General features: G+C 66.2%; 24 protein-coding genes. 6 read left to right on the top strand and 18 right to left on the bottom strand.

The genetic code is table 11. The features are described 5' to 3' along the window. Positions 1-2: 2 nt before the first annotated feature. The 13 genes from ACQR1H_RS28090 to ACQR1H_RS28030 all read right to left on the bottom strand — a co-directional run bounded on the left by ACQR1H_RS28090 (position 3) and on the right by ACQR1H_RS28030 (position 15132). Positions 3-992, bottom strand: a complete 990-nt coding sequence (locus tag ACQR1H_RS28090; protein WP_316216873.1) for a threonine ammonia-lyase — start codon at positions 990-992, stop codon at positions 3-5. Between the two features lie 47 nt (positions 993-1039). After that, positions 1040-1852 carry a UDP-2,3-diacylglucosamine diphosphatase gene (locus ACQR1H_RS28085; protein WP_315804339.1) on the bottom strand — a complete coding sequence of 271 codons (813 nt, stop codon included), beginning with the start codon at positions 1850-1852 and terminating at the stop codon, positions 1040-1042. 192 nt (positions 1853-2044) lie between these two features. Then, entirely contained in the window at positions 2045-3463 is a 1419-nt protein-coding gene (pyk, locus tag ACQR1H_RS28080; protein WP_316239278.1) for a pyruvate kinase, read from the bottom strand. 171 nt (positions 3464-3634) lie between these two features. Beyond that, positions 3635-4708 carry a tartrate dehydrogenase gene (locus ACQR1H_RS28075; protein WP_434908518.1) on the bottom strand — a complete coding sequence of 358 codons (1074 nt, stop codon included), beginning with the start codon at positions 4706-4708 and terminating at the stop codon, positions 3635-3637. Positions 4709-4804: 96 nt separating this feature from the next. Continuing rightward, positions 4805-7039 (bottom strand): glycogen debranching protein GlgX, encoded by a 2235-nt coding sequence (glgX, locus tag ACQR1H_RS28070; protein ID WP_434908517.1) that lies wholly within the window; start codon positions 7037-7039, stop codon positions 4805-4807. Between the two features lie 67 nt (positions 7040-7106). Next, positions 7107-7382, bottom strand: a complete 276-nt coding sequence (locus tag ACQR1H_RS28065; protein ID WP_316182970.1) for a DUF3606 domain-containing protein — start codon at positions 7380-7382, stop codon at positions 7107-7109. A 2532-nt stretch (positions 7383-9914) separates the two neighbouring features. Beyond that, positions 9915-10163: a DUF3551 domain-containing protein gene (locus ACQR1H_RS28060; protein ID WP_434908516.1), complete on the bottom strand. Its 249-nt coding sequence runs from the start codon at positions 10161-10163 to the stop codon at positions 9915-9917. A 171-nt stretch (positions 10164-10334) separates the two neighbouring features. Continuing rightward, the gene (locus ACQR1H_RS28055) at positions 10335-10946 is read right to left on the bottom strand and encodes a hypothetical protein (RefSeq protein ID WP_434908515.1); all 612 of its coding nucleotides are present in this window, start codon (positions 10944-10946) and stop codon (positions 10335-10337) included. A 385-nt stretch (positions 10947-11331) separates the two neighbouring features. After that, entirely contained in the window at positions 11332-12027 is a 696-nt protein-coding gene (locus tag ACQR1H_RS28050) for a VIT1/CCC1 transporter family protein (RefSeq protein WP_315805357.1), read from the bottom strand. A 60-nt stretch (positions 12028-12087) separates the two neighbouring features. Next, positions 12088-12636: a cytochrome b gene (locus ACQR1H_RS28045; RefSeq protein WP_316182968.1), complete on the bottom strand. Its 549-nt coding sequence runs from the start codon at positions 12634-12636 to the stop codon at positions 12088-12090. Between the two features lie 109 nt (positions 12637-12745). Further along, positions 12746-14164, bottom strand: coding sequence for a sensor histidine kinase (locus ACQR1H_RS28040; RefSeq protein ID WP_434908514.1), 1419 nt, complete (start codon positions 14162-14164; stop codon positions 12746-12748). Next, positions 14161-14826, bottom strand: a complete 666-nt coding sequence (locus ACQR1H_RS28035) for a response regulator transcription factor (RefSeq protein WP_315805354.1) — start codon at positions 14824-14826, stop codon at positions 14161-14163. Before ACQR1H_RS28035 ends, ACQR1H_RS28040 begins: the two co-directional genes overlap by 4 nt. Beyond that, positions 14827-15132: a PepSY domain-containing protein gene (locus ACQR1H_RS28030; RefSeq protein WP_315805353.1), complete on the bottom strand. Its 306-nt coding sequence runs from the start codon at positions 15130-15132 to the stop codon at positions 14827-14829. Between the two features lie 346 nt (positions 15133-15478). Between ACQR1H_RS28030 and ACQR1H_RS28025 the strand changes: the two genes are divergently transcribed. After that, a complete protein-coding gene (locus tag ACQR1H_RS28025) occupies positions 15479-15724 on the top strand; it encodes a hypothetical protein (protein ID WP_434908513.1) in 246 nt (81 codons plus the stop codon). Between the two features lie 35 nt (positions 15725-15759). On the opposite strand, the gene arsB is transcribed toward ACQR1H_RS28025, so the two are convergent. From arsB to ACQR1H_RS28005, 4 genes are all read right to left on the bottom strand, one after another. Next, on the bottom strand, positions 15760-16788 hold the full coding sequence (arsB, locus tag ACQR1H_RS28020; RefSeq protein WP_315805351.1) for an ACR3 family arsenite efflux transporter: 1029 nt from the start codon (positions 16786-16788) through the stop codon (positions 15760-15762). A gap of 4 nt (positions 16789-16792) precedes the next feature. Then, positions 16793-17320, bottom strand: coding sequence for an arsenate reductase ArsC (locus ACQR1H_RS28015; RefSeq protein WP_434908512.1), 528 nt, complete (start codon positions 17318-17320; stop codon positions 16793-16795). After that, the gene (locus ACQR1H_RS28010) at positions 17313-17675 is read right to left on the bottom strand and encodes an ArsR/SmtB family transcription factor (RefSeq protein ID WP_316182963.1); all 363 of its coding nucleotides are present in this window, start codon (positions 17673-17675) and stop codon (positions 17313-17315) included. Before ACQR1H_RS28010 ends, ACQR1H_RS28015 begins: the two co-directional genes overlap by 8 nt. A 91-nt stretch (positions 17676-17766) precedes the next feature. Beyond that, on the bottom strand, positions 17767-18414 hold the full coding sequence (locus tag ACQR1H_RS28005) for a Crp/Fnr family transcriptional regulator (RefSeq protein ID WP_434908511.1): 648 nt from the start codon (positions 18412-18414) through the stop codon (positions 17767-17769). A 77-nt stretch (positions 18415-18491) separates the two neighbouring features. Between ACQR1H_RS28005 and ACQR1H_RS28000 the strand changes: the two genes are divergently transcribed. The 5 genes from ACQR1H_RS28000 to ACQR1H_RS27980 all read left to right on the top strand — a co-directional run bounded on the left by ACQR1H_RS28000 (position 18492) and on the right by ACQR1H_RS27980 (position 23773). Then, positions 18492-18971 (top strand): hypothetical protein, encoded by a 480-nt coding sequence (locus ACQR1H_RS28000; protein WP_434908510.1) that lies wholly within the window; start codon positions 18492-18494, stop codon positions 18969-18971. A gap of 105 nt (positions 18972-19076) precedes the next feature. Then, positions 19077-19394, top strand: a complete 318-nt coding sequence (locus tag ACQR1H_RS27995) for an ArsR/SmtB family transcription factor (protein ID WP_315805346.1) — start codon at positions 19077-19079, stop codon at positions 19392-19394. A 47-nt stretch (positions 19395-19441) separates the two neighbouring features. Next, entirely contained in the window at positions 19442-20806 is a 1365-nt protein-coding gene (locus tag ACQR1H_RS27990) for an NAD(P)-binding domain-containing protein (RefSeq protein ID WP_434908509.1), read from the top strand. Positions 20807-20849: 43 nt separating this feature from the next. Further along, complete coding sequence (locus ACQR1H_RS27985) at positions 20850-22037, top strand: MFS transporter (RefSeq protein ID WP_434887745.1); 1188 nt, start codon at positions 20850-20852, stop codon at positions 22035-22037. Between the two features lie 161 nt (positions 22038-22198). Beyond that, positions 22199-23773 carry an EAL domain-containing protein gene (locus ACQR1H_RS27980; RefSeq protein WP_434908508.1) on the top strand — a complete coding sequence of 525 codons (1575 nt, stop codon included), beginning with the start codon at positions 22199-22201 and terminating at the stop codon, positions 23771-23773. 30 nt (positions 23774-23803) lie between these two features. On the opposite strand, the gene ACQR1H_RS27975 is transcribed toward ACQR1H_RS27980, so the two are convergent. Beyond that, the gene (locus tag ACQR1H_RS27975) at positions 23804-24232 is read right to left on the bottom strand and encodes a CHRD domain-containing protein (RefSeq protein WP_434908507.1); all 429 of its coding nucleotides are present in this window, start codon (positions 24230-24232) and stop codon (positions 23804-23806) included. Positions 24233-24311 lie beyond the last annotated feature (79 nt).

Below are 24311 nucleotides of genomic sequence, written 5' to 3'. Positions count from 1 at the left end.
CGTCAGGCAATCAGCCGGGCGTAGAGCTCAGCGTCGACATTGCCGCCGGAGAGCACGATCACCACAGTCTTGCCCGCCGCGTCCAGCCGGCCGGCCAGCAATGCCGCGAGCCCGACCGACCCGCCGGGCTCGACCACGAGCTTCAGCTCCCGGAAGGCAAAGCCGACCGCCCGCCCCACCTCCTCATCCGAGGCCTCGACCGCAGCCGACAGAAGTTGGCTGTTGATCGCGAAGGTGATCTCGCCGGGAATCGCCGCCATCAGCGCGTCGCAGATGGTTCGGCCCTTTGCATCGTGGGCCTCGCGGTGGCCGGCCCGCAGCGAGCGCGCATGGTCGTCGAAGCCCTTGGGCTCAGCCACGACCATCCGGGTGCTCGGAAACTGCGCCTTCACCGCGGTCGAGACGCCGGCAAGCAGCCCGCCGCCGGAAGCAGGCACAATCACCAGATCCGGCGACAGGCCGAGCGCAGCAAGGTCGTCGGCGATCTCGCGGCCGACGGTGCCCTGCCCTGCGATGACGAAGGGATCGTCATAGGGCGGCACCACCGTCGAGCCGCGCTTTGCAGCGATGTCGCGCGCGATCGCTTCGCGGTCCTCGCGGTCGCGATCATAGAGCACGACGTCGGCGCCGAACGCCTTGGTGCGCTCGCGCTTGGCCGCCGGCGCATCCGAGGGCATCACGATCGTGGCGTCCATGCCCAGCAATGTGGCGGCATGGGCGACGCCCTGCGCATGATTGCCGGAGGAGAATGCGACGACGCCGTTGCCGCGCGCTGCTTGCGGGATCGACGCCAGCTTGTTGTAGGCGCCGCGGAACTTGAACGAGCCGGTCCGCTGCAGCACCTCCGGCTTCACGAAAACGTTCGCTTTGAAGCGCTCGCTGAGCACGGGAGCCGGCAGCAGCGGGGTCCGCACGGCCACGGGCGCAAGGACGCGTGCCGCCGCATCGATGTCGGCGGCGGTCACGGGCAGGATCGGGGAATGAGCTGTCATGCCCCGATTTTACCGCGCCCGATTGCCGAGAGGCAAGGGAGCCGGTGTCAGGCGGCGCGGGCGGCCAGCTGCGGAACCGGCGCCGGCTGCCGCTGCGGATCGGTCCAGGTGAGGATCTCGAAGCGGCCGTCCTCGTGCTCGACCAGCGCCGTGCAGCTTTCGACCCAGTCGCCGCAATTCATGTAGCGGATGCCGTCCTGGTCGCGGATGACGGCGCAATGGATGTGGCCGCAGATCACGCCGTCAGCGCCATGCCGGCGCGCCTCGGAGGCCAGTGCCGTCTCGAACGCGCCGATATAGTTCACCGCGTTCTTGACCTTCTGCTTGGCCCATTGCGACAGCGACCAATAGGGCACGCCGAACATGCGGCGGAAGAAGTTGACCAGCCGGTTCATCTGGATCGCAAAATCATAGGCCTTGTCGCCGAGATGGGCGAGCCAGCGCGCGTTCTGCACGACCAGATCGAAAATGTCGCCGTGAATGACGAGATAGCGTTTGCCGTCGGTGCCGGTGTGCACGATGTTCTCGACGACGTCGATGCCGCCGAAATGCGTGCCGTAGTAGCCGCGCAGGAACTCGTCGTGATTGCCGGGGACGTAAACGACCTTGGCGCCCTTGCGCGCCTTGCGCAGCATCTTCTGCACCAGGTCGTTATGCGACTGCGGCCAATGCCAGCTCGATTTGAGCGCCCAGCCGTCGATGATGTCGCCGACCAGATAGATCGTATCGGCATCATGGTGCCGCAGGAAATCGACCAGGAGATTGGCCTGCGAGCCGCGGGCTCCGAGATGAACGTCCGAGATGAACAACGTCCGAAAGCGCCGAGCCGGGCTTTCTTCACCAGCAGTCTCAAGTCCCATGCGCGCCCACCTAACAGCCCCTGATGACACTGCGATGACGAACGGCCGCACCGGCAGAACCCATCCCGCCGGACCGCGACCGGACACCGCTCGTGCGACGACTCGCGACGCCCTTCGTCACTGCCCCGCGATACCAGCGCGGTGCGACAATCAGGCGACAGGCGGGCGGCGCGAACAGGGAAAATCGGCCTCCTATCTCGGCATAGTGACGACGCGCAGATTGTTGGTGGTGCCGGCCTGCGCGAACGGGATGCCGGCGACGACGACGAGCAGGTCGCCGGCTTCCGCGAACTCCTCCTGCATGGCAAAGAAGGTCGCGCGCTCGACCATTTCCTCGTAGTTCTGCACGTCCTGCGACAGCACGCTGTGCGCGCCCCACAACAGGCACATGCGCCGCGAGGTGTCCTCGTTCGGTGTGATCGCCAGAATCGGCAGGCTCGGCCGCTTCCGCGCAACGCGGGAGGCCGAAGTTCCGCTCGACGTATAGGCCACGATCGCCCTGGCGTGGATCGCCGACGCCAGGTCGGCCGCGGCGGTCGCCACCGCATGCGGTGCGGTCTGCTCCTCGCCCGGCTGCGTCGCCTCGACGATGGAGCGGTACATCTTGTGGCCCTCGGTTGCCTTGATGATGCTGTCCATCATCGCGACCGCCTCGCGCGGGTATTGCCCGCTGGCCGATTCCGCCGACAGCATCACCGCGTCGGCGCCGTCATAGATCGCGGTCGCGACGTCGGAGACCTCGGCGCGGGTCGGCGTCGGCGTCGCGACCATCGAATCCAGCATCTGCGTCGCGACGATCACCGGCTTCACCGCGAGCCGGCAGGCGCGCACCAGCTCCTTCTGCTTGCCCGGCACGTCCTCGTTGGGAATCTCGACGCCGAGATCGCCGCGCGCGACCATGATCGCGTCCGACAGCTGGATGATGTCGTCGATGCGCTCCAGCGCCGCCGGCTTCTCGATCTTGGACATGATGCCGGCGCGGCCATTGATCAGGCCCCTCGCCTCCAGCACGTCGGACGGCTTCTGCACGAACGACAGCGCCACCCAGTCGACGCCGAGGTCGAGCCCAAAGGCAAGATCGGAGCGGTCCTTGGCCGTCAGCGGCGACAGCTCCAGAATCGTGCCCGGCAGATTGACGCCCTTGTGATTGGAGATCGCGCCGCCGACGATCACCTTGGCTTCGATCCAGTCGTCGCCGAGGCCCATGACGCGCACCCGCACGCGGCCGTCATCGATCAGAAGATCGTGACCGGGCGCGACCGCCGCAAAGATCTCCGGATGCGGCAACGGAATCGACGTCTTGTCGCCCTCGGTGCCGTTGAGGACAAACCGAATCGTCTCGCCGGCTTCGACCTGGATCTTCTTGTCGCGCAGCGTGCCGACACGAATCTTCGGACCCTGCAGATCCATCAAGATGCCGATTGGCCGCTGCACCTCCTTCTCGAGGGCGCGGACCGCGGCATGGACCCTGGCGTGATCGGCCTGCGTGCCGTGACTGAAATTGAGACGAAATGTGTCTACACCGGCGAGGAACAGCGCTTTCAGCATCTCCGGAGAATTGCTCGCGGGACCGACAGTCGCGACGATCTTGGCTCGACGGTGACGACGCATGATGTGTCCTTTCTCCTGAAGCCCAGGCCACTTAAGTCCGTGTCTCGCGTCACCATGACATGCATGTGATTAGCATGCGCTGACGCAGCGGAAGCGCTGATATACGCCCCGCAGCGTCCATTGCAAGCGCGACGCGGAACACGCCGAAACTGTGCAAGAGAGTGGCACGCCTCAGACGTTGGAGCCGTGGATCGCGTCGATGACGGCGTCGGTCACCTCCTTGGTCGTCGCCTTGCCGCCCACGTCGGGCGTCAGGATGCCGGCTGCACACACCTTTTCCACGGCCGCCATCAATCGCACGGCCGCGTCCCTCTCGCCGAGATGCTCGAGCATCTGCACGCCGGTCCAGAACGTCGCCACCGGATTGGCGATGCCCTTGCCGGTGATGTCGAACGCCGAGCCGTGGATCGGCTCGAACATCGACGGGAAGCGCCGCTCCGGATCGATGTTGCCGGTCGGCGCGACGCCGAGGCTGCCGGCGAGCGCGCCGGCGAGATCGGAGAGGATGTCGGCGTGAAGGTTGGTCGCGACGATGGTGTCGAGACTCTTCGGCTGCAGGGTCATGCGCACGGTCATCGCATCGACCAGCATCTTGTCCCAGCTCACGTCGGGGAATTCGCGCGCGACCTCGGCGGCGATCTCGTCCCACATCACCATGCCATGGCGCTGAGCGTTCGACTTGGTGACGACGGTGAGGAACTTGCGCGGCCGCGACTGCGCCAGCTTGAACGCGTAGCGCATGATTCTGACGACGCCGACGCGGGTGAAGATCGCGACCTCGGTGCCCACCTCCTCCGGCAGGCCGCGATGCGCGCGGCCGCCCATGCCGGCATATTCGCCCTCGGAATTCTCGCGCACGATCACCCAGTCGAGATCGCCGACGCCGACATTGCGCAGCGGCGAGGCCACGCCGGGCAGGATCTTGGTCGGGCGCACATTGGCGTACTGATCAAACCCCTGGCAGATCGGCAGCCGCAGACCCCACAGCGTGATGTGATCGGGCACGTCGGGCGCGCCGACCGCGCCGAAATAGATCGCATCGAACGTCTTGAGTTCAGCGAGGCCGTCGGCCGGCATCATCACGCCGTGCTTCCTGTAGTAGTCCGAGCCCCAGTCGAAGGTCTTGACGTTGAAGCTGATGTCGCCCGCGCGCTTGGCGAGTGCCTCGAGCACGCGGACGCCTTCGGAGATGACCTCGGGGCCGATGCCGTCGGCGGGAATGGCGGCGATGGAATGGGTGCGCATTTGAGCTTTTCTTGACCTCTGTCCGGGCGTTTCACCCGGACAGCTTTTGCACGACATCCCGCGAACGACAAGCCGGCGCCGGGCTGTGTCGCCGCCCTACCCCAGCGGCGCCTCCGCGATGTCCAGCAGCGCGCCGAGGCCGTGGCGCAGGCTGCGCATCGGCTGCTGCTCCGAGGACAGGCCGAGGGCCAGCAGCGATCGCCCGGTCACCGCGTAGACGTGGCCGAACGGAAACGACTGCGGCTGTGCATCCGGCTGGTTGGTATCGATCAGCGCCAGCCAGTTATGCCCCTCGGGAACGGAGGGCAATGTGAAGTTCACGACGTCGTAATGGGCGTTGTAGACCAGCAGCAGGGTCGCATCCGAGCCGCGCCGCTTGACGCCGGTCTCCTGGGCGCGGCCGTCGAGCAGCATGCCGAAACAGCGCGCATGATCATCAGTCCACTGCTCGGTCGTCATCTCCTCGCCGGAGGGATCGAGCCAGGTCACATCCTTGACGTCGAGCTCCTCATTGTGCGAGCCGACCAGGAAGCGGCTGCGATAGAGGATCGGGAAGGCCTTGCGCATCGCGATCAGCTTGCGCGTGAACTCGCGCAGCGCCCTGCCCTGCGGCGTGATGCCCATCCAGTCGAGCCAGGTGGTCTCGTTGTCCTGCGCATAGGCATTGTTGCTGCCGTTCTGGGTATGGCCGAACTCGTCGCCCGCCAGCAGCATCGGCGTGCCGTGCGACAGCAGCATCGTGGCCAGGAGATTGCGCTTTTGGCGCTCGCGTAACGCCGTGATCTCGGGGTCTTCGGTCGGCCCTTCGACGCCGCAATTCCAGGAATGATTGTTGCTGTGGCCGTCGCGATTGTCCTCGCCATTCGCCTCGTTGTGCTTCTCGTTGTAGGAGACGAGGTCGTTGAGATTGAAGCCGTCATGGGCGGTGATGAAGTTCACGCTCGCCCAGGGCCTTCGGCCGCGCTTGTTGAACAGATCGCCCGAGCCCGAGATGCGCTTGGCGAAATCGGCCAGCGTGCCGCCGTCGCCCTTCCAGAACGCGCGCGCGGTGTCGCGGAACTTGTCGTTCCACTCCGCCCAGCCCGGCGGAAACTGGCCGACCTGATAGCCGCCCGGACCGATGTCCCAGGGCTCGGCGATCAGCTTGACGCTGGACAGCACCGGATCCTGCCGGCAGGCGTCGAGGAAGCTGCCGCCTTCGTCGAAGCCGTAGGGCTCGCGCGCCAGGATGGTGGCGAGATCGAAGCGGAAGCCGTCGACCCGCATCTCCGTCGCCCAATAGCGAAGTGAGTCCGCGACGAGCTGCAGCACGCGCTGGTGCGACAGGTTCACGGTGTTGCCGGTGCCGGTGTCGTTGATGTAGTAGCGCTTCTGGTCCGGCATCAGCCGGTAGTAGCTGGCATTGTCGATGCCCTTGAACGACAGGGTCGGCCCGAGCTCGTTGCCTTCGGCGGTGTGGTTGTAGACCACGTCGAGGATGACCTCGATGCCGTTGGCGTGGAACTGGTTGACCATGGTCTTGAATTCGGTCGCGAAGGGCGTCTTGAGATAACGCGGCTCCGGCGCGAAGAAGCCGATCGAATTGTAGCCCCAGTAGTTGCGCAGGCCCTTCTCGACCAGATAGCTGTCGTCGATGAAGGCATGGATCGGCAACAGCTCGGCAGAGGTGATGCCGAGGGAGCGCAGATAGGCCGGAATATCCTGATGCGCGAGGCCGGCGAAAGTGCCGCGATCGGCCTCGGGCACCAGCGGATGCAGCTTGGTGAAGCCCTTGACGTGCATCTCGTAGAAGATCGTCCGCTCCCACGGAATCTCCGGCTTGCGTGAGGTGCCCCAGGTGAAGGCGGGATCGATGACCCGGCATTTCAGCATCAGGGGCGCACTGTCACGATCGTCGAACGACAGATCCTTGTCGGCATGATCGAGCTGGTAGCCGAACAGCTCCGGGCCCCAGCGCAGGTTGCCGACGAGCTGCTTGGCATAGGGATCGATGACGAGCTTGTTCGGATTGAAGCGGTGGCCGGCGTCGGGCTCGTAGGGTCCGTGCACGCGATAGCCGTACACCGTGCCGGGACGGGCGGTCGGCAGATAGCCGTGCCACACCTCGTCGGTGTATTCCGGCAGCTCGATGCGCTCGAGTTCGGTCTCGCCGGTGTCGTCGAACAGGCACAGCTCGACCTTGGTCGCATGCGCGGAAAAGATCGCAAAATTGACGCCGAGACCGTCCCAGGTCGCGCCGAGCGGAAACGGACGGCCTTCGCTGATCTTGGCCTTGCGCAGGTTGAACGCCGCCTGCGTCAGGGCGTCACCGTGATCGGTGCGTTGGTCCATCCTTTGCCCCCTTCGTCCAATGCCCGGACCGATTGCCGGGCGTCTCGATGATCCGCGCCGCCGCTTGCTAGGTTGCCGCCGGCGTCTCGTCCGGCATGATCACTTCCGCCTTGGTCTCGGTCACCGTCACCGAGGCGATGACGGCTCCTTCCGGCGCCGAAGCCTTCGCGGCCCGCTGCTGCGCGACTTCCTTGGTGATGGCCGCGATGGAGTTGCCGATGCGCTCGACCATCTCGGCCAACTCGCCGGGCGACATCTTCAGCCGCTTGGTCACCACGCGGACCTGGGCCTGATCGGCCATGTCGAGCTTGTTGCGGGACGGCTGAATTTTCGGACGGCGCATGTGGGGGGTCTCCTGCATGCCAGCTAACCTTGGCTGCGGAAATTGGTTCCCGCGACGGGGCTCCCTCCCCTCCGGGTGTCGCCTGAAGACGTGCGTCACCGACCTCGCGGCGCCATGCGCCCGAGGGATGTCATCGATGTTGCCCCCTGATCAGGCAGAGGGCGCAGGGAATGCCGGGAGCTGGCCGCCCCCATGGCCCGCCTGCAGAAAAAAAGCAGGCGGCAGTCACCACAGGTTCAGCCGAGACATCCCGGCATTCCCCGCGCGATGGTTTTCACGCTTATACGCGATCTCCCCGGTGTCCGGCTTGTGAGCCACCGTCGCCCTCGGGATCATCGCCCGACGGCTTGGCGCCAGCGTCGCGGCGCCAGGACCACACGACTTCGCGTCCGCAAGCTGCCGTTCGTCCGCGCGGGTCACCCCGCGCTGCGGCATCCTGCAGCCACCGCATCCCGCGCCCAACGTTCCGTGACGATCGCGAAGCGCCCCTCTCGAGGAGCACGGGACGGCGATGGTCTAGCATATTTTCTGGAAACGCGAAATAGAAATTTTGGGTCGACGACGGGCGCCTTCTCGCACGCGTTCGACGGGGTGGCCGGTCCAACTGCCCTTGCACCGGTCGGCCGAAGGAGCAGCGGGAGCCCGCGACCGGAGTTGACCCCGAGCATCCGATTTGCGCCGTGCTTCAAGAAGGATTTTGATGCAGGACGTCAGCACCCATACGAGCGACAAAGCCCCGTCCGGTTTTGACCCGAAGCTGAAGTCAGTGGGAACGAAGCCACCTCCACCTTACCTTTGGTAGCCGAACGCGCCGAGCAGTGGAGCACGGCCCCGGAACGCAAGCGCTAGGCGCCGTGAACGCGATCAAATGAGAGCGGGGCACCGAGGCCGGAACGTCCCGCCCAACTCATTCGCGTTCCGATGGCAAGAGTAGGCGACCTCTTCAGCGCACTGCCAGCGCGCGCCGCGCTTGCACCCGGCCGAACCAGAGCGAGCAGTTTGCCGAGGTCCGCCTCGACAAGCGGCATTATTAGCTTCTTCGTTCGGGAGCAACACGAAGCTGCGGCGCGCGTTTCGCGGCTCCAGGATTGCCGCGTGGAAGCACTCGCAGAGAGGAAGTGCAGGCTTTTGGCACGAAGAGCAGTGCTCCGATGTCATCCCTTGATGTTTGCGCTGCAACAGCTCTTAGCGCGGCAACACTTTCGCCTTTTAATTGAAGGATCACAAGGATAACATCCGGCCGCCAAATCTCGGAGTGCTGCGGTTTTTGATGTGGGCCGAGTGGACATAACACAATGAGACAGCCTATTGGATTTGTGAAGATTGCGGGCCTAGCGATTATGGGTTTGACGCTGGTAGCGATGACTACAGGCATTGGGCTGTCAGCATTGCGGGCGGGCGAGCTAAATCTGTCAATACAAACCTCCTCATTTAGTTCGTCTTCAATCGTCATCACGCGGACCAACGCTCCTCAGTCCTTCGCAAAGAAGAAGTTACAGTGGGCTTGTAGCAAGACCCGTGGGCAGACATGCACCGACAGCAACGAGTGTTGTTTTGGAATGAGTTGCGGTTACTGTAACCCCAAAGGAGAAGGCTGCACGTGCAATTAAGTCGACTACGCGCGCCGCTTATCCAGCAGAAATCGACGTCCTTCGATCGGCGACGTCAACCTTTGAACGATTACGCCACGTGCTTCAAATATTTACAAAACTTACTCTTCTGCATCGGACCTTAAACTACTCATCACGACTACTTTCTGAATCGTCTTCCAAAGGATACCAAAAAATGATGAGAGTTCCCGCTGTTTTATTTCTCACCTTAACAAACGTTTTGCCGTCTTTCGGCCGGGAATTGAATTATTCCCAGCGTTTGCTGTTTGCAGAGGGGCCCACGTGGACGTTCTGTATGAACATGTCTGCGAAAGCTCACGATTGTGTTTTAAAGCCCGACCCTAATCAGCCCTGCCCGAATGGATACGGAATTGGGGGCGTCGCATGGAACAGTAGAGACGGTGCCTGCCAAGGAGCTAGGCAAAGCACTGCATGCGTTGATAGTCACGGGGCGAGAGGTTGTTGAGCCCGTGGCTTACCCGATGGGTAAACCATTTTAGGGGGAACGAAGTTGTCCAACAAACTCTTGTTTGCGGTAATCTCCGCGTGCCTATTGATCCCAGCGTACGCATCGGCTGACCAGTATAAGGTCTGTGCCGCTCTAGGTACCGGGCAAAATGCGGGGAAACGAAACTGCGCAGTAGTGCCCGATAGAGGCGCCTGCACCGGCGCATACACCGACTTACCTGGTCTCTACAGCACCTCCAGAGATGCATGCGATGCAATGCGAAAAATGCAAAGCTGTGTCGAAAAGCGGTGCATGCCGGGAGACTAAATTCCTTTCGCTCTCCTCCGCATGGCCAACCAACTCAGCGTCCGGATCATGGGTTATGTCGGCTTCTGGCCCATCTCGGACCTTTTGGTCGGCGCCGACGATGGCTGCTCCGTTGAGCTTGGGGTCTTGTCAGACCGCAATCAGCGCCTACCGGGGAGGCCGACGCCGGCTTGGCTCAGACGGGCGTTGGGCATAGGGGTTCGGCAAGCACATGGCCGAAAGGCCCGCGGCCCCCGCTCTGCACGCCTCCCACGACCTGTACTGGCACGCGATCGTGCTGGACCCGCCCCACTCCCATGTCTGGAGGCACACCGGATCATTGCCATCGAACCGCTGGGCCGCGGCTGGAGCGGTTGCAAGCACGATGATCGAAGTCATGAGGAGAAGCGCGCGCATCATCAGCCATCATGACATGAGGCTGACCAATCCGAAAGGGTCTGCCGGCGCGGCCACGTCCACGCGCGCTTGATCCGCAGGCGCGGCGGGTTTCGGTATCCGCGTCGTCAGGTGACCCTCTCTTGCTCCACGGAAAGCAGGCGATCGCAGCTAGCTTCGGCGGCTCATGAGTCAGAAATAGGAGCGCGGCTGCTGCCTGGTATGTTGGCCGAGGTAGCGTCTCACGGTCGAAAGATTTTTCGGTTCAGAAAGCTTCTCAAATACCTGATGCACCAATTCATCGTGATCGGAGGCAACCATTGCGACGGCGTCCCTCAGGTTTCTAAGCTGACGCCAGGAAAGAGCAGGCTCCGCTGCTGCCACCAAAGCCCAAAATACAGGGCGCCATAACCCGGTGTCGAAGGGCTTTGACGCTTGAAATATGGAAAACAGCGCCTCTGAACGACTCCCCATGTTTTCAATGGCGCTGGAGGCAGCGACATACTTTGTGAGAAGTTCTTTGGCGGGTGGCAGGTTGCCGCGCTCGAGGTATGCCCTGATCGGCCATGCCGAGACGGCTACACGATTGAAAATATCCTCCTGACAGTCGGCTGCCAGAATCGCCTCTTCAAGGAGGCGGCTATACCTTTCATCGGGCCAATGGCGTGCGACGTGAGATAACGCCTGACATCTGAACCAAGGTGCTTCTATCCCCCTTGCGACGCTTAGCGCTTCGTCAGGGCGAGCAGATGCGAGGCGGATCGCGAGGTCTCTTGCTTTGGTCGGGGTCAGGGTCTTGCTCACCCAAACCGACTACCATAACTCCCCGCAACGGCCAATTGGATGGAACGTCAGATTCTGGCCTAGAGGTGAGCTATGCTGGTTCAAGGCTGACGCATGGTCTCAACCCAACGCCGTCGTCAGGACGTCCAGATCCGCAGAGCACCAACAGTCTCGAACTCGGCGAGCCTAAAGCTCTTTGTCACAGACAACGCTGCCGTAGGGTGGGCAAAGCGACGCCAAGGGCGGCGCGTGACCACCATCGCCACCGCTCGAAACGCGCGGTGGGCCCGATGCGACGCGGCGTTGCCGCGTACGCCTCTTTGCCCACCCTACAGCTCGGGTGACGGGATCATGACCGGCCCGGTGACCTTCGTCCGAACGGCCTAGACCGCAATCCCGCTCCACCTCACCCGAACAGATGCGCCAGCCAGAACGCGGCGCCGGCGGCGAGGCCGCCGACGAGGGCGGTCTGAAGCGCCGACTTGATCTTGTTGACGCCGGTGAAGTGGCCCTTGATGGCGCCGAAGATCAGGAGCGCGATGCCGGTGGCGATCACGGAGATGCGGAGCGCGGACGAGATGTCGGCTGCCAGCATGTAGGGGATCAGCGGGATCAAGCCGCCGATCACGTAGGAGCCGCCGATGGTCACCGCGCTGACCGGCGCGCGCTTCGGATCCGGGCGTTCGAGGCCGAGCTCGAAGCGCATCATGAAGTCGACCCACCGCTTGCGATCGGACGCGATGGCGTCGACCACGGTGGTCAAGGCCTGGCCTTCGAGACCATAGCCGCGAAAGATCGCCGCGACCTCCTCGACCTCGCGACCGCGGAGCTTCTCGATCTCGTCGTGCTCCCGCTTCTCCTCGGCGGCATAATGCTCGGCGTCGGAGCGGGCGGCGAGATAGCCGCCGAGCCCCATCGCGATCGCGCCGGCGACGACCTCGGCGAGGCCGGCCGTGACGATCACGTCGGTCCTGGCGACCGCCGCCGAAAGACCGGCGGCGAGGGCGAACGGCACGGTGAGGCCGTCGGCCATGCCGATGACGACGTCGCGGACGACCTCCGACGCGGTGAAGTGCTTTTCGATGTGCGGCGTTGCCGGCATGGCGGCCTCCGATGGCGTGTTCGACGGAGACCTTCTAGCAGGCCCGGATGACAGGCGCGATCACCGCAGTCCCGGCACCATCCGCCGCAGGGTGCGATCGTGCAGCCAGTAATGGTGCAGCAAGGCGGCGCCTGCGTGCAGGCCGATCAGGATCATCAGGCCATTGGCCAGCGCCTCGTGCATCTCCTTCATGTCGTGGGCGAAGCCGCGGTCGCCGATCCAGGGTGAGGCGATCTCGAACAGGCCGAACACCGGCAAGCCGTAGCCGCGGGCAAACTGGGTGACGATGCCAAGCACCGGAATGGCGAACATGATGCCGTAGATCAGCAGATGCGTGATCTCGCCGACATGAACGGTCCACGCGCCGAATTTGGTCGCTTCAGGCACCGGCGGCGGATCGGCCAGGCGCCAGGCCAGGCGCGCCAGCGCGAAGCCGAGCATCGACAGCCCGAGCGAGACGTGCATGAACAGGCCCATGTCATGAGCGGGACGTGGCAGCACGTCGCCGAGATGGCCTGAAATCCAGGCCGCCGGCACCAGCACGGCGACGATCCAGTGCAGTGCGATCGCGACGGAGCCATACGTCTTGGCGGAGTTTCGAATACGCATGATCAGCTTCCTTCGGCCATTGGGCCCCGCTGCCGGCAGGCCGGAGCGCGGGGGTGGTAGGACCGGAGGAAATAGCCGACCGGGGGCGTCGCGCCGCTGACGCGGGATGTCAGCCTGCTGTCAGAATGGACGGCGCCGGGGTGGCCTGCGACGTCGCGGGCTGCGACCAGCGGAGCGCCGAGACGATGGCCGGCGCGATCGTGATCCTGGCGCCGCCGAGCTGGGAACGTCCGATGTGCAGCCGCCAGCCATAGGCTTCGAGCACGTCCTGCACGATCGCGAGCCCCAGCCCGCTGCCCGGCCCCTGCTCATCGAGGCGGCCGCCGCGCTCGAGCACGCGGCCGATCTTCGCGTCCGGAATGCCCGGACCGTCGTCCTCGACAGTGACGATCAGAGGGGTCGCACTGGCGACGATGCGAACCGTGCTCGCCGCATGACGCGCGGCGTTCTCCAGGAGATTGCCGAGCACCTCGGCGAGATCCGTGCGGTCCATGCCGACGCGCAGGCTTGGAGGCACCTCGCCATCGAAGCTGACATGGGCGGCCGCCGGCGTGCGGCCGAGCGTCCCGAGCAGCGCATTCACCAGCGGCGCCAGCTCGGTTGCGGCCTCCGGCCCGCCGCGAGCCTTGCCGCGCAGCCGCGCCAGCGCCAGCTCGCGATCGACCTGCCGGCTCATCGCCTCGGCGACATCCTCGACATTGCGCGCCAGCTCGATCTGGCCGAGCTCCTTCAAGCGCGCGGCGTCGGCCGCGAGTGCGGCGAGCGGCGTCTTGAAGCCGTGGGCGAGATCGGCCGCACGGCTGCGCGAGCGCATGATCTCGCGGCTCTGCGCATCGAGCAGCGCGTTGACCTCCTCGACCAGCGGCGCCACCTCGGTCGGCACGTCCACGGGAAGATGCTGGCGCCGGCCGCTGCGGATCTCGGCGACGCCACGGCGCAGCACGCCGAGCGGACGCAGGCCGAGCGTGACCTGAACCGAGGTGCCGACGGCGAGGATGACGGCCAGCACGGCGAGCGCGATCGAGAGATCCTTGGCGAAGGTCCGCACCGCGCTGGTGGCGCCGTCGAGGTCGTAGGCCACGGCCGCGCGCACGCGGGTCTGGCTTTCCGGATTCATCAGGATGCCGCGCTCGGCGACCAGCACGTGTTCGCCATCCGGCCCGGCGAGCTCATGCTGATGCACGTCGCTCGGTCCGGGCTCGTCGATCGGCAGCGGCAGGATGGTGTCCCACAGCGAGCGCGAGCGCAGCAACTGGCCATGATCGTCCGAGATCTGCCAGTACAGCCCCGACAGCGGGACCACGAAGCGCGGATCGGCCGGCGGCCGCGCCACCACGATGCGCCCTTCCGCATCGACCTCGAGGCCGTTCAGCAATTGGCGCAGGTGGATGTCGAGATCGGAGGCGAGCGTGCGCGCGACGTGGCGCTTGAACAGCACGACCATGCCGAAGCCGGCGACGCCGAGCGCGACCAGCAGCGCGATGGTGCCCGCCGCCACCAGCCGCAGCCGCAGCGAGCCGAGCCTCATTCCGTCGTCTCCGGGATCATGTAGCCGAAGCCGCGGCGGGTCTCGATGATGTCGGCGCCGAGCTTCTTGCGCACGCGCCGGATCAGCACCTCGAGCGCGTTGGAGTCGTGCTCGTGGCCGAGACCGTAGACGTTCTCCTCCAGCTCATGCTGCGGCACGACGCGGCCGCTCTGCCGCAGCAGATAGGCGATCAGCCGGTATTCGAGCTGCGACAGCGTCACCGGCACGCCGGACAGGCTGACCTTCATCTGGCGCTCGTCGAGCATCAGGTCGCCCGACGAAAGCACCGGAGCGGCATGGCCGGCGGAGCGCCTGATGATCGCGCGCAGCCGCGCCAGCAGCTCCTCGTTGCGAAACGGCTTCGGCAGATAATCGTCGGCGCCGGCATCGATGCCGTCGACCCGCTCGGCCCAGCTCGCGCGCGCCGTCAGGATCAGCACCGGCATATGCCGCGCCGCGCCGCGCCAGCGCTTCAGCACCGACAGGCCGTCCATGCCGGGGAGGCCGAGATCGAGGATCACGGCGCCATAATCCTCCGTGTCGCCGAGAAACCAGGCCTGCTCGCCGTTGTCGGACGTTTCGACCAGATAGCCCGCCGCCTGCAGCGTCCGCGCCAGGTCGGACGACAGCCGCGGATCGTCCTCGACCAGCAGCACACGCATCTATTTTTCCTCGATCCGCTCGATCTCGCCGCTGCGCGCATCGACATAGACCTCGCGCACGCGGCCATCACGGCCGATCACCCGAAACTCATACCGCCAGCGGCCACGCTGGCGGTCGACATCGATTCCCATCACGTCGCCGGCGATCCGGCCGCGCAATCTCGGCAGGATCTGCGACAGCGGCAGGACGTCGCCCGCCTCCACCGCGCGACGCACGGCATCACGGCGCTCGCGATCGTCCTCGCGCGCCACCGTCGCCGCGGACGCCGCCGTCGAGATCAGCATCGCAAATGCCGTGATGCGCATGAACCGTCCGATTTGAGGCAAATGCATGATCTTCCCGGGGCCTGACGCTCTGATCTTCAAAGCTCGTCGTCATTCGTTGCGCGCGCGCCACTGGGTTCGAATTGCGGGGGTCGACTTGCGGAGCGTTCGCAGATGCTAAGGAGCTGGTGCGGATTTTAGTTTGAACTTCCGATGTCGGAATTGCGCTCAGGCCGATGCGCGGGTGGAAACTCGCAAGGGATCGGCATCCTGCCCGAGACAAGCTGACGTCTCGCTGACTCAACCTGACAGGATGCCGTCAGCCTCGTTGCGACATGATCCCGCCCGGACGGAGCGAGCCGGGGGCGCGGTGAGTTCGGAGACGAGAATGCGTAAGACGATGACATTGGCAGCCGTGCTGGCGGGGCTGGGCGGCCTCCTGGGGATGTCACAAGCCGGCCGGGAGACGACACCCACGCTGGTGCCGGTGGCCCGTGCCGATGACGGCACCCTGGCGGCCTATGCGCATCTCGCGGCGCTGCATGCGCGGGCCGACAGCCAGCTGCTGAGCTACGAGCCCGCGCGCCGGGACCGCGAAGGCGACGACGACGATCAGGACGAGCCGCGGCGGTGAGGCGAACCGGCTTCTGACCAAGGCACGGACCAAGGCTAGGCCGGCAGGCCTGCTTCGTACCAGCGACGCGTCGCCCTGACGATGCGCACGACCGAGAGCATCACGGGGACTTCGACGAGAACCCCGACGACGGTCGCGAGCGCAGCCCCCGAGTCGAGCCCGAACAGGCTGATCGCGGCGGCAACCGCCAGCTCGAAGAAATTGCTGGCGCCGATCAAGGCGGCCGGAGCCGCGACGCACCAGGCCACGCCGAGCCGGCGGCTCAGCCAATAGGCGATCCCCGCGTTCAGATAGACCTGGATCAGGATCGGCACGGCCAGGATCGCGATGACGACCGGCTGCTTCAGGATCTGCTCGCCCTGGAAGCCGAACAGCAGCACGAGCGTCCCGAGCAGCGCCACGAGCGAGACCGGTTGCAGCACCCGCAAGGCGCGCTCCAACGCCCCGTCCGTGCTACGCAGCAACGCACGGCGCCAGAGTTGCGAGACGATGACCGGCACGACGATATAGAGCAGCACCGACAGCAGCAGGGTGGTCCAGGGCACCGAGATCGAGGCGACGCCGAGCAGCAGGCCCACCAGCGGCGCAAACAGGAACACCATGATGACGTCGTTGAGCGCGACCTGGCTCAGCGTGTAGTGCGGCTCGCCGTCGCACAGATTCGACCAGACGAACACCATCGCCGTGCACGGCGCCGCCGCCAGCAGGATCAGACCCGCCACGTAGGACGACAACTGGCCTGCGGGAAGCATCGGCGCGAACACGTGGCCGATGAAGATGCTGCCGAGCAGAGCCATCGAAAACGGCTTGATCGCCCAATTGACGATCAGGGTGACGCCGATGCCCCGCCAATGCTCCTTCACGTTGCCGAGCGCGGCGAAATCGATCTTCAGCAGCATCGGGATGATCATCAGCCAGATCAGGGCCGCGACCGGCAGATTGACCCGCGCCACCTCCGCCGACGCGACAGCCGCGAACAGCCCCGGCATCAGATGGCCGAGACCGATACCGACGACGATGCAGAGCAGGACCCAGACCGTCAGATAGCGCTCGAAGATCGTCATCGGATCAGGCCACGTCGGAGCGGAACGACGTTGCGCCCTCGCCCGTCCCGATCTCGCGCAGCCGCGTGCCGAGCGACATCGAATCGATGCGGCCGAGCGGCAGATTGATGAAGGCGTCGATCCGGTTCTTCAGATAGCGGAAGGCGGTCGTGAACGCCGCGAGCTTCTCCAGCTCCGTGCCTGCGGCCGCCGCCGGATCCTCGATGCCCCAATGCGCGGTCATCGGCTGCCCCGGCCAGATCGGGCACGCCTCGCCGGCGGCGTTGTCGCAGACGGTGAAGACGAAATCCATCACCGGCGCGCCGGCGGCGGCGAACTCGCTCCAGCTCTTCGAGCGCAGATCGTCGGTCGGATAGTCCATGCGCGCGAGCGTCTCGAGTGCCAACGGATGCACTGCGCCCTTCGGCGTGCTGCCGGCGGAAAAGGCGTGGAAGCGGCCCGCGCCGTCCTTGCGCAGGATCGACTCGGCGAGCACCGAGCGCGCCGAATTTCCGGTGCAGAGGAACAAGACATTGTAGATGCGGTCAGACACGGCTCTTCTCCTTGCGCTTCGGCGCACAGCACGGGGTGAGACTTGCGATGACGGGTGCGCAGACCTCCGGCCGGCCGCCGCAGCAATCCTGCAGCAGAAACAGCGCGACCTCGCGAAACTGCGTGAGATCGGCCCGGTAGACGATCGAGCGGCTGTGCCTGATCGAGCTGACGAGGCCGGCGCGCGCCAGCACGGAGAGGTGCGCCGAGAGCGTGTTCTGCGGCACTTCCAGCAGACGCGCGAGCTCGCCCGCAGGCAGCCCGTCGGGCTCGTGCTGCACCAGCGTGCGGAAGGCCTGCAGGCGCGTCGGCTGCGCCAGCGCCGCCAAGGCCAGAACGGCTTGTTCGTTTTCCATATATCCAGAATTATCGATATAACCAGCAAACGTCAAGGCCGGCCGCACCAGGAATGCACGACGGAGCGAGAGGCTCCGCAGACTGGAAGGCTCATCGCAAGCGCAGGCGGGTGCCGTCGACGATGAGTTCGCCGTGCTGCTCCATGCGCGCCAGCGCGCGATAGAGCGCTTCATGGGTGACGCCGAGCTCGCCGGCCCAGTCCTTCTTCGACCGGCCGAGCTCGACCTCGCCGCCCTCCCCTTCGGTCTCGATGAAATGCACGATCCGCTCGCGCGCCGTCTTCAGGCTGAGCCGCTCCGACTGCGCCCGGACCTTGCGCAACTCGCGGGCGAGATGATCGCACCATCGGTCCCCGATCTCGGGACGGCGCAGCGCCTCGGCGAAGGCCTTGCGGTCGATCGCCAGCAGCGCCGAATCCTGCGCCGCGACGGCGTCGCAATGATACGTCGACTGGTCGAGGCTGGCCTCTGCGAGAAAGCCGCGGCGGGCCCGCTGCAGGACGATGTCGTCGCCGGCGCGCGAGCGGCGCACCAGCCTCACCTCGCCGGTCAGCACGAAGAACATCGCCTGCGGCCGATCCCCCCGGCAGAACACCGTGCCCTGGCGCGGCACCTGGATGCGCCGGGTCTGCAACCGCGCCGCCTCCGGCAGCGCGGCAAGCAACGGCGACAGCCGTGCAAGGGCACGCCAGTCCAGCGGGTGCGTACCTTCGGGCGGCAGATGGTCGGTTCTCGGCATATGATCAGGATCATATGCGCCGCCCGGCTGCGCGGTCTAGGAAAGACCTCACCGCGTTCGCTCAAATGGAGGTCCTCATGCGCCTGCGTCTCGCCGCCGTTGCGCTAGCCCTTGTCGCATCCGCCGGCATCGCGACGGCGCAGCACCACGGCCATCACGACCGCGCCAGCCATGGGGCGCTTCCGCCGGACCCGCGCGAGCGGGTGGCGTTTCCGCCCGACCTCGCCGAGCATACGCTTGCCAACATGCGCGACCATCTGCTGGCGCTGCAGCAGATCAACGACGCGCTCGCGGCGGGCGAGCCGGACAAGGCCGGCCAGATCGCCGAGCAGCGCCTCGGCATGAGCTCGCTGCGGCTGCACGGCGCCGCCGAGGTGGCCGGGTTCATGCCCCAGGGCATGCAGGAGGCCGGCACCACCATGCACAAGGCGGCGAGCCGCTTCGCCATCGAAGCGCAGAATGCGGGCGTGACCGGCGACCTCAAGCCGGCGCTGAAGGCGCTCGGCGAGACGATGGCGGCCTGCGTGGGCTGCCATGCCGGCTACCGGCTGCGATAGCGCGCCGGACGCGCCTCCCGCCGGCGATGCACCGCGGCGCGTTATTTCCAATATTCTAGAAATATCGTTTGACTTCGGCACGCCGCCTGCCCCATCCTGGTTGTCATGAAGCTCGATGACGCCGCTGCCCGCCTGGAAGCCCTCGGCAACACCACGCGCCTGAAGATCTACCGCGCGCTGGTGCGCGCCGGGCATGCCGGGATGCCGGTCGGCCGATTGCAGGAGCGGCTGAAGATCCCGGCCTCGACGCTGTCGCACCACGTCAAGACGCTGGTCGCGGTCGGGCTGATCTCGCAGCAGCGCGAGGGCACCACGCTGGTCTGTCACGCCGAATACGACGTGATGCGCTCCCTGCTCGGCTTCCTCGTCTCCGAGTGTTGCGCTGAGGAGCAAGGCTGCGGCACCGAGAGGCCGGCCGCCTGATCATTTGACAAATAATTCGATGATTCTAGAAATATGGGAGGAATAGCGTGATGGATGCCAAGACGGTTGCGATCATCGGCGCCGGCCCGGTCGGGCTGGCGGCCGCCGCCCACGCGCTGGCGCGCGGCCTGACCCCGGTCGTGCTGGAAGCAGGTCCAGAAGCCGCGCATGCGGTGCGGCAGTGGCAGCACGTCCAGCTGTTCTCGCCGTGGAAGTACAACATCGACAGCGCGGCGGCGCGGCTGCTGGCGGCGACGGGATGGACTTCGCCCGAGCCCGAGGCCTATCCGACAGGGCGCGAGCTGATCGAATCCTATCTCGCGCCGCTTGCAACGCGCACCGCGCTGCGCGACGTCATCAGAACCTCGCATCGCGTCACCGCGATCGGCCGCGCCGGCTTCGACAAGGCGAAGTCGAAGGGACGCGCCGATGCGCCGTTCGAGATTCGCGCCCACAACGGCAAGGGCGAGGCGGCGCTGCACGCCGACGCCGTCATCGATGTCTCCGGCGCCTGGTTCTCGCCCAATCCTGCCGGCCATAGCGGGCTGCCCGCGCTCGGCGAAGCCGCGCATGCGGCGCGCATCGCCTACGCGATGCCGGACGTCCGCGGCGCGCAGCGCAGCCGCTATGCCGGCAAGACGGTCGCGGTGCTCGGCGCCGGCCACTCGGCGATCGGCACCTTGATCGATCTGGCCGCATTGGCCGAGGTCGCGCCGGGCACGCGGGCGATCTGGCTGCTGCGCGGCGACGATCCCGCGAAGGCATTCGGCGGCGGCAGCGCCGACCAGCTCGCCGCGCGCGGCGAGCTCGGCCTGGCCTTTGCCGCGCTGGTGCGTTCGGGCCGCATCCGGCTCGAGCCCGGCTTCGGCGTCACGGGGATCACCGATGCGGACGGCCGGCTGCGGATCGCCGCCGCGGGTGACCGCCACGTCACCGCCGACGAGCTGATCGTCGCCACCGGCTTCCGCCCCGATCTGTCGCTGCTGGCGGAGCTGCGCCTGCGGCTCGATCCCGCGATCGAGGCGCCTGTGGCGCTCGCGCCCCTGATCGATCCGAACGAGCATTCCTGCGGCACGGTCCGGCCGCATGGCGCGCGCGAGCTGGCGCAGGCCGACGAGCCCGGGCTCTATCTCGCCGGCATGAAGAGCTATGGCCGCGCGCCGAACTTCCTGATGATGACGGGCTATGAGCAGGTCCGTTCGATCACCGCCGACATCGCCGGCGACAAGGCCGCCGCGCATCGTGTCGAGTTGAAGCTGCCGGAGACCGGCGTCTGCACCCGCGGCGGAGTGGAGAGCATTGCAGCCCTGCCCGGCTGCTGTGGCGGACCGGCGCCATCGGGCGTAGACAGTTGCTGTGCCGATGACGCCAAAGCCAAGCTGGCTGGCCGCAGCGGCTGCGGCTGCTCATGACGCCGAGACTTCGTGACCCAGAACTGAGGAGAGGTCGACGGGAATGCAGGCAAGACGGCTGGGCGTGGTCATCGCTCTCGGCACCGCCCAGACGCTGGCCTGGGGATCGAGCTACTATCTGCCCGCCATCCTCGCCGACCCGATCGCGAGGGATCTCGGCCTGTCCAACAACTGGTTCTTCGCCGCCTTCTCCGCCTCGCTGATCATCTCCGGCCTGTTGGGTCCGCGCATCGGCCGCCAGATCGACCGCGTCGGCGGCCGCCAGGTGCTGTGCGCCTCCAACATCGTGCTGGCGATCGGGCTCGCGCTGCTCGGCCTGTCGCATTCGCTGTGGGTGATGGCGCTGGCGTGGCTGTGGCTCGGCGTCGGCATGGGGCTCGGCCTCTATGATGCCGCGTTCGGCGCGCTCGGTCGCATCTATGGCAAGGATGCGCGCGGCGCGATCACCGGCATCACCCTGATCGCGGGCTTTGCCTCCACCGTCGGCTGGCCGCTGAGCACCTGGGGGCTCGCCACCATCGGCTGGCGCGAGACCTGCTTTGCCTGGGCGATCGCACATCTCGTGATCGGCCTGCCGCTCAATCTGTCGCTGCCGCGTGCCACCGCGATGGCGCCCGGCGAGATGCCGACGGGCAAGCCGAACATTCCGCTCGATCGTCCCATGATCCTGATCGCGTTCGCGATGGCGGCGGCCTGGACCGTGACCGCGGCGATGGCGGTGCATCTGCCGCGGCTGATGCAGGCCTTCGGCGCAACCCCTGCACAGGCGCTGTTCGCGGGCATGATGATCGGGCCGGCGCAGGTCGCTGCGCGCGTGTTCGAGGCCGGCTTCCTCAGCCGCTTCCATCCGCTCGCCTCGGCGCGGCTCGCCTGTATCACCCATCCGATCGGCGCCGTGACAATCGGGCTGTTCGGCGGCGGCGCGGCGGCGGCCTTCGCGCTGCTGCACGGCTCCGGCAACGGCATCCTGACCATTGCTCGCGGCACGCTGCCACTCGCGATCTTCGGCCCCGTCAACTACGCCTACCGGCTCGGCCTGATCGGGGCGCCGTCGCGGATCTGCCAGGCCTTCGCGCCGCTGCTGTTCGGCCTGCTCATCGACGGGCTCGGCCGCGGCGTGCTGATCGTGTCGGCGAGCCTGAGCCTGTCGGCGCTCGCCGCCCTGATGCTGCTGCCGGCCGAGCGCGCCGAGACGGCGATGCCGCTCGACACCACCGACAAGGCGGCCTGAGCCGGTAGCCTTTCATTAACCAGCTTCCTGCGCTCACGGCCCACCGTGCCGCTGCGGACGGGCATCCTGGGGCGCATATACGGAAAGTTGAAGGTTGGATTGAAGGATACCCGTGGTCATACGGGGGCGTTCACGACACGATGGCATTGCAACGTAAACACATGCTTCGTGTCGCGGCGGTGGTCGCCTGCGTCGGGATCTTCCTGGCCGGCGCCGATCTCGCCGTGACCGCGCTGATCGGCAACCAGACCGCGCGGCAGCTCAGCGAGCTCAGCAAGCTGGCGCTGCGCCGTTCCGAGGCCGCGATCGACTCGGCCGGATCGATCCTGAACCGTCTGATCGCGAAAGGACCGATGGACTGCAGCGCCGTCGCGCTGCAGTCGCTGCGCCTTCACGTCTATCAAGGCACCATCATCAAGGACATCCGCACCGTCGATCGCGACGGCGCGGTCAAGTGCGCGGCCTATTCCGAAACACTGGAATTCGACAATGGCTGGGCGCGGCGCGACGAGATGTTCAAGTCCGCCGACGGCGAGCTGCGGCTGTTCCGCGTCGAGCAGTTCACCGGCGCCGCGTTCGGCGTGATGCGCGACATCGACCCGCAACGGTCGCTGGCGGCGATCCTGCGCATCGACGGCAATCTGCTGGACGTGATGCCGGTCGGCCTGCGCGCCGAGAGCAACGTCACCCTGACTTTGCCCGATGGCGAGCAGGTGGCCGGCTATCATCCCGACGCATCCGCCAGATCGCCGGCGCAGACCGTCGCGTTCACCACCGTGTCCGACCGCTATCCGCTGCAGGCCACGATCCATGTGCGGCCGCAGAGCCTGAGCGCGCGCGGCGACCTCGCTTATCTCCTGACGATGCTCGCCGCCGGCACGCTGGGCGGCATGTTCGGCCTGCTGCTGGCGAGCTACCTCAGCCGGCCGGTGGACCCGGTCGCCGAGCTCGACCGCGCGCTCGCGGCCAACGAGTTCAAGCCCTATGTGCAGCCGACCTTCCGACTGAAGACCGGCGACATCGTCGGCTGCGAGATCCTGGCGCGCTGGGAGAAGCCGGACGGCCGGCTGATCCCGCCGATGAGCTTCATCCCGCTCGCCGAGAGCTCCGGCCGCATCGAGAGACTGACCTGGCAGCTCCTCAAGACCGCCTTGCGCGAGCTGCAGCCGGAGATGAAGCAGGACAAGCTGTTCAAGCTGTCCGTCAACGTCACCCCGCGCCACCTGCTCGGCGACCGCTTCATCGACGATCTGCGCAAGACGGTCGCGTCGTCATCGGTCTCCACCCGCCAGGTCGTGCTCGAGGTCACCGAGCGCGAGGAGCTCGCCGATCTCGCCAAGGCGACTGATGTCGTGAAGGAGCTCAGCGAGCTCGGCTTCCGCGTCGCACTCGACGACGTCGGCATCGGCCATAGCGGCCTGTCCTATATCCAGCGGCTCGGCGCGCGCATCCTGAAGATCGACAAGTTCTTCGTCGACGCGATCACCCGCGACCAGTCCGCCATTGTGGTGGTGCAGATGCTGGTGGCGCTGGCGCGCGAGCTCGACATGTCCGTGGTCGCCGAGGGCATCGAGCATCAGGAGCAGGTCGATGCGCTGATCGCCTGCGGCGTCGAGGAAGGCCAGGGCTATCTGGTTGCGCCGCCGCTGTCGCTCGGGCGCTTCAAGCAGTTCCTCGACGTGCGCCGGGCCTCGGCCGTTCCCGGCCAGGCCGGCGAACCGGAACTGGCCGCGTGACGGCGAGCCCGCGCGCGTCGGGCACGCGCCTCACTGCCGGGTCATCTGTCCGCGAATCTCGCCGCCTGGGTTCGCCTGGGTGTGGACGTTGGCGTACCATTTGCCGGCCAGCAGGTCGGCCGCCTGAGCGTCCGTGATGACGGCCGAACCGGTAATCGGGGTCTCCGGGCTCTTGAACGGCAGCACGATGCCGGCATTCTTGCCGGGCTCGCTGGGACCGTGGAAATGCGCCCCCATTGCCGGCCCGGTGAGGCCCGAATAGGTGACCTTCCAGCTCAGCGTCCTGGTGGCGGTGTCGAAGCTCGCTTCGGCCGCGCCCGACGCGGTGGACGCGTTCGGCGGCACCTCGTTGGCGGCCTTGAGCTCGGACTTCAAGATGACGGTTTCAGCGCGCGCAAGCGGCGCGGCCGCGACGCAGGCGACCGCGAGCAACGACAAATGAACGAATGTCCGTCCCATGGTTTTCCTCCTAAATCGTTTTGTGCAGTCTCAGTGTTCGAGACCCCACGGGCAAGCCGATATTCCGTGGAACGCGTTA

The sequence above is a fragment of the Bradyrhizobium sp. HKCCYLRH2015 genome (assembly GCF_051168215.1).
Classification (GTDB): domain Bacteria; phylum Pseudomonadota; class Alphaproteobacteria; order Rhizobiales; family Xanthobacteraceae; genus Bradyrhizobium.
This window is presented reverse-complemented; position numbering and strand designations above follow the sequence as displayed.

Coding starts and splice junctions, on each gene's coding strand:
- ACQR1H_RS28045 (WP_316182968.1), bottom strand. CDS start 12,636: ATGCGTATTCGAAACTCCGCCAAGACGTATGGCTCCGTCGCGATCGCA.
- glgX (WP_434908517.1), bottom strand. CDS start 7,039: ATGGACCAACGCACCGATCACGGTGACGCCCTGACGCAGGCGGCGTTC.
- ACQR1H_RS28090 (WP_316216873.1), bottom strand. CDS start 992: ATGACAGCTCATTCCCCGATCCTGCCCGTGACCGCCGCCGACATCGAT.
- ACQR1H_RS28025 (WP_434908513.1), top strand. CDS start 15,479: ATGCGTAAGACGATGACATTGGCAGCCGTGCTGGCGGGGCTGGGCGGC.
- ACQR1H_RS28005 (WP_434908511.1), bottom strand. CDS start 18,414: ATGCCGAGAACCGACCATCTGCCGCCCGAAGGTACGCACCCGCTGGAC.
- ACQR1H_RS28010 (WP_316182963.1), bottom strand. CDS start 17,675: ATGGAAAACGAACAAGCCGTTCTGGCCTTGGCGGCGCTGGCGCAGCCG.
- ACQR1H_RS28035 (WP_315805354.1), bottom strand. CDS start 14,826: ATGCGTGTGCTGCTGGTCGAGGACGATCCGCGGCTGTCGTCCGACCTG.
- arsB (WP_315805351.1), bottom strand. CDS start 16,788: ATGACGATCTTCGAGCGCTATCTGACGGTCTGGGTCCTGCTCTGCATC.
- ACQR1H_RS28040 (WP_434908514.1), bottom strand. CDS start 14,164: ATGAGGCTCGGCTCGCTGCGGCTGCGGCTGGTGGCGGCGGGCACCATC.
- pyk (WP_316239278.1), bottom strand. CDS start 3,463: ATGCGTCGTCACCGTCGAGCCAAGATCGTCGCGACTGTCGGTCCCGCG.
- ACQR1H_RS27980 (WP_434908508.1), top strand. CDS start 22,199: ATGCTTCGTGTCGCGGCGGTGGTCGCCTGCGTCGGGATCTTCCTGGCC.
- ACQR1H_RS27985 (WP_434887745.1), top strand. CDS start 20,850: ATGCAGGCAAGACGGCTGGGCGTGGTCATCGCTCTCGGCACCGCCCAG.
- ACQR1H_RS28075 (WP_434908518.1), bottom strand. CDS start 4,708: ATGCGCACCCATTCCATCGCCGCCATTCCCGCCGACGGCATCGGCCCC.
- ACQR1H_RS28085 (WP_315804339.1), bottom strand. CDS start 1,852: ATGGGACTTGAGACTGCTGGTGAAGAAAGCCCGGCTCGGCGCTTTCGG.
- ACQR1H_RS28050 (WP_315805357.1), bottom strand. CDS start 12,027: ATGCCGGCAACGCCGCACATCGAAAAGCACTTCACCGCGTCGGAGGTC.
- ACQR1H_RS27975 (WP_434908507.1), bottom strand. CDS start 24,232: ATGGGACGGACATTCGTTCATTTGTCGTTGCTCGCGGTCGCCTGCGTC.
- ACQR1H_RS28030 (WP_315805353.1), bottom strand. CDS start 15,132: ATGCGCATCACGGCATTTGCGATGCTGATCTCGACGGCGGCGTCCGCG.
- ACQR1H_RS27995 (WP_315805346.1), top strand. CDS start 19,077: ATGAAGCTCGATGACGCCGCTGCCCGCCTGGAAGCCCTCGGCAACACC.
- ACQR1H_RS28060 (WP_434908516.1), bottom strand. CDS start 10,163: ATGCGCGCGCTTCTCCTCATGACTTCGATCATCGTGCTTGCAACCGCT.
- ACQR1H_RS28000 (WP_434908510.1), top strand. CDS start 18,492: ATGCGCCTGCGTCTCGCCGCCGTTGCGCTAGCCCTTGTCGCATCCGCC.
- ACQR1H_RS28065 (WP_316182970.1), bottom strand. CDS start 7,382: ATGCGCCGTCCGAAAATTCAGCCGTCCCGCAACAAGCTCGACATGGCC.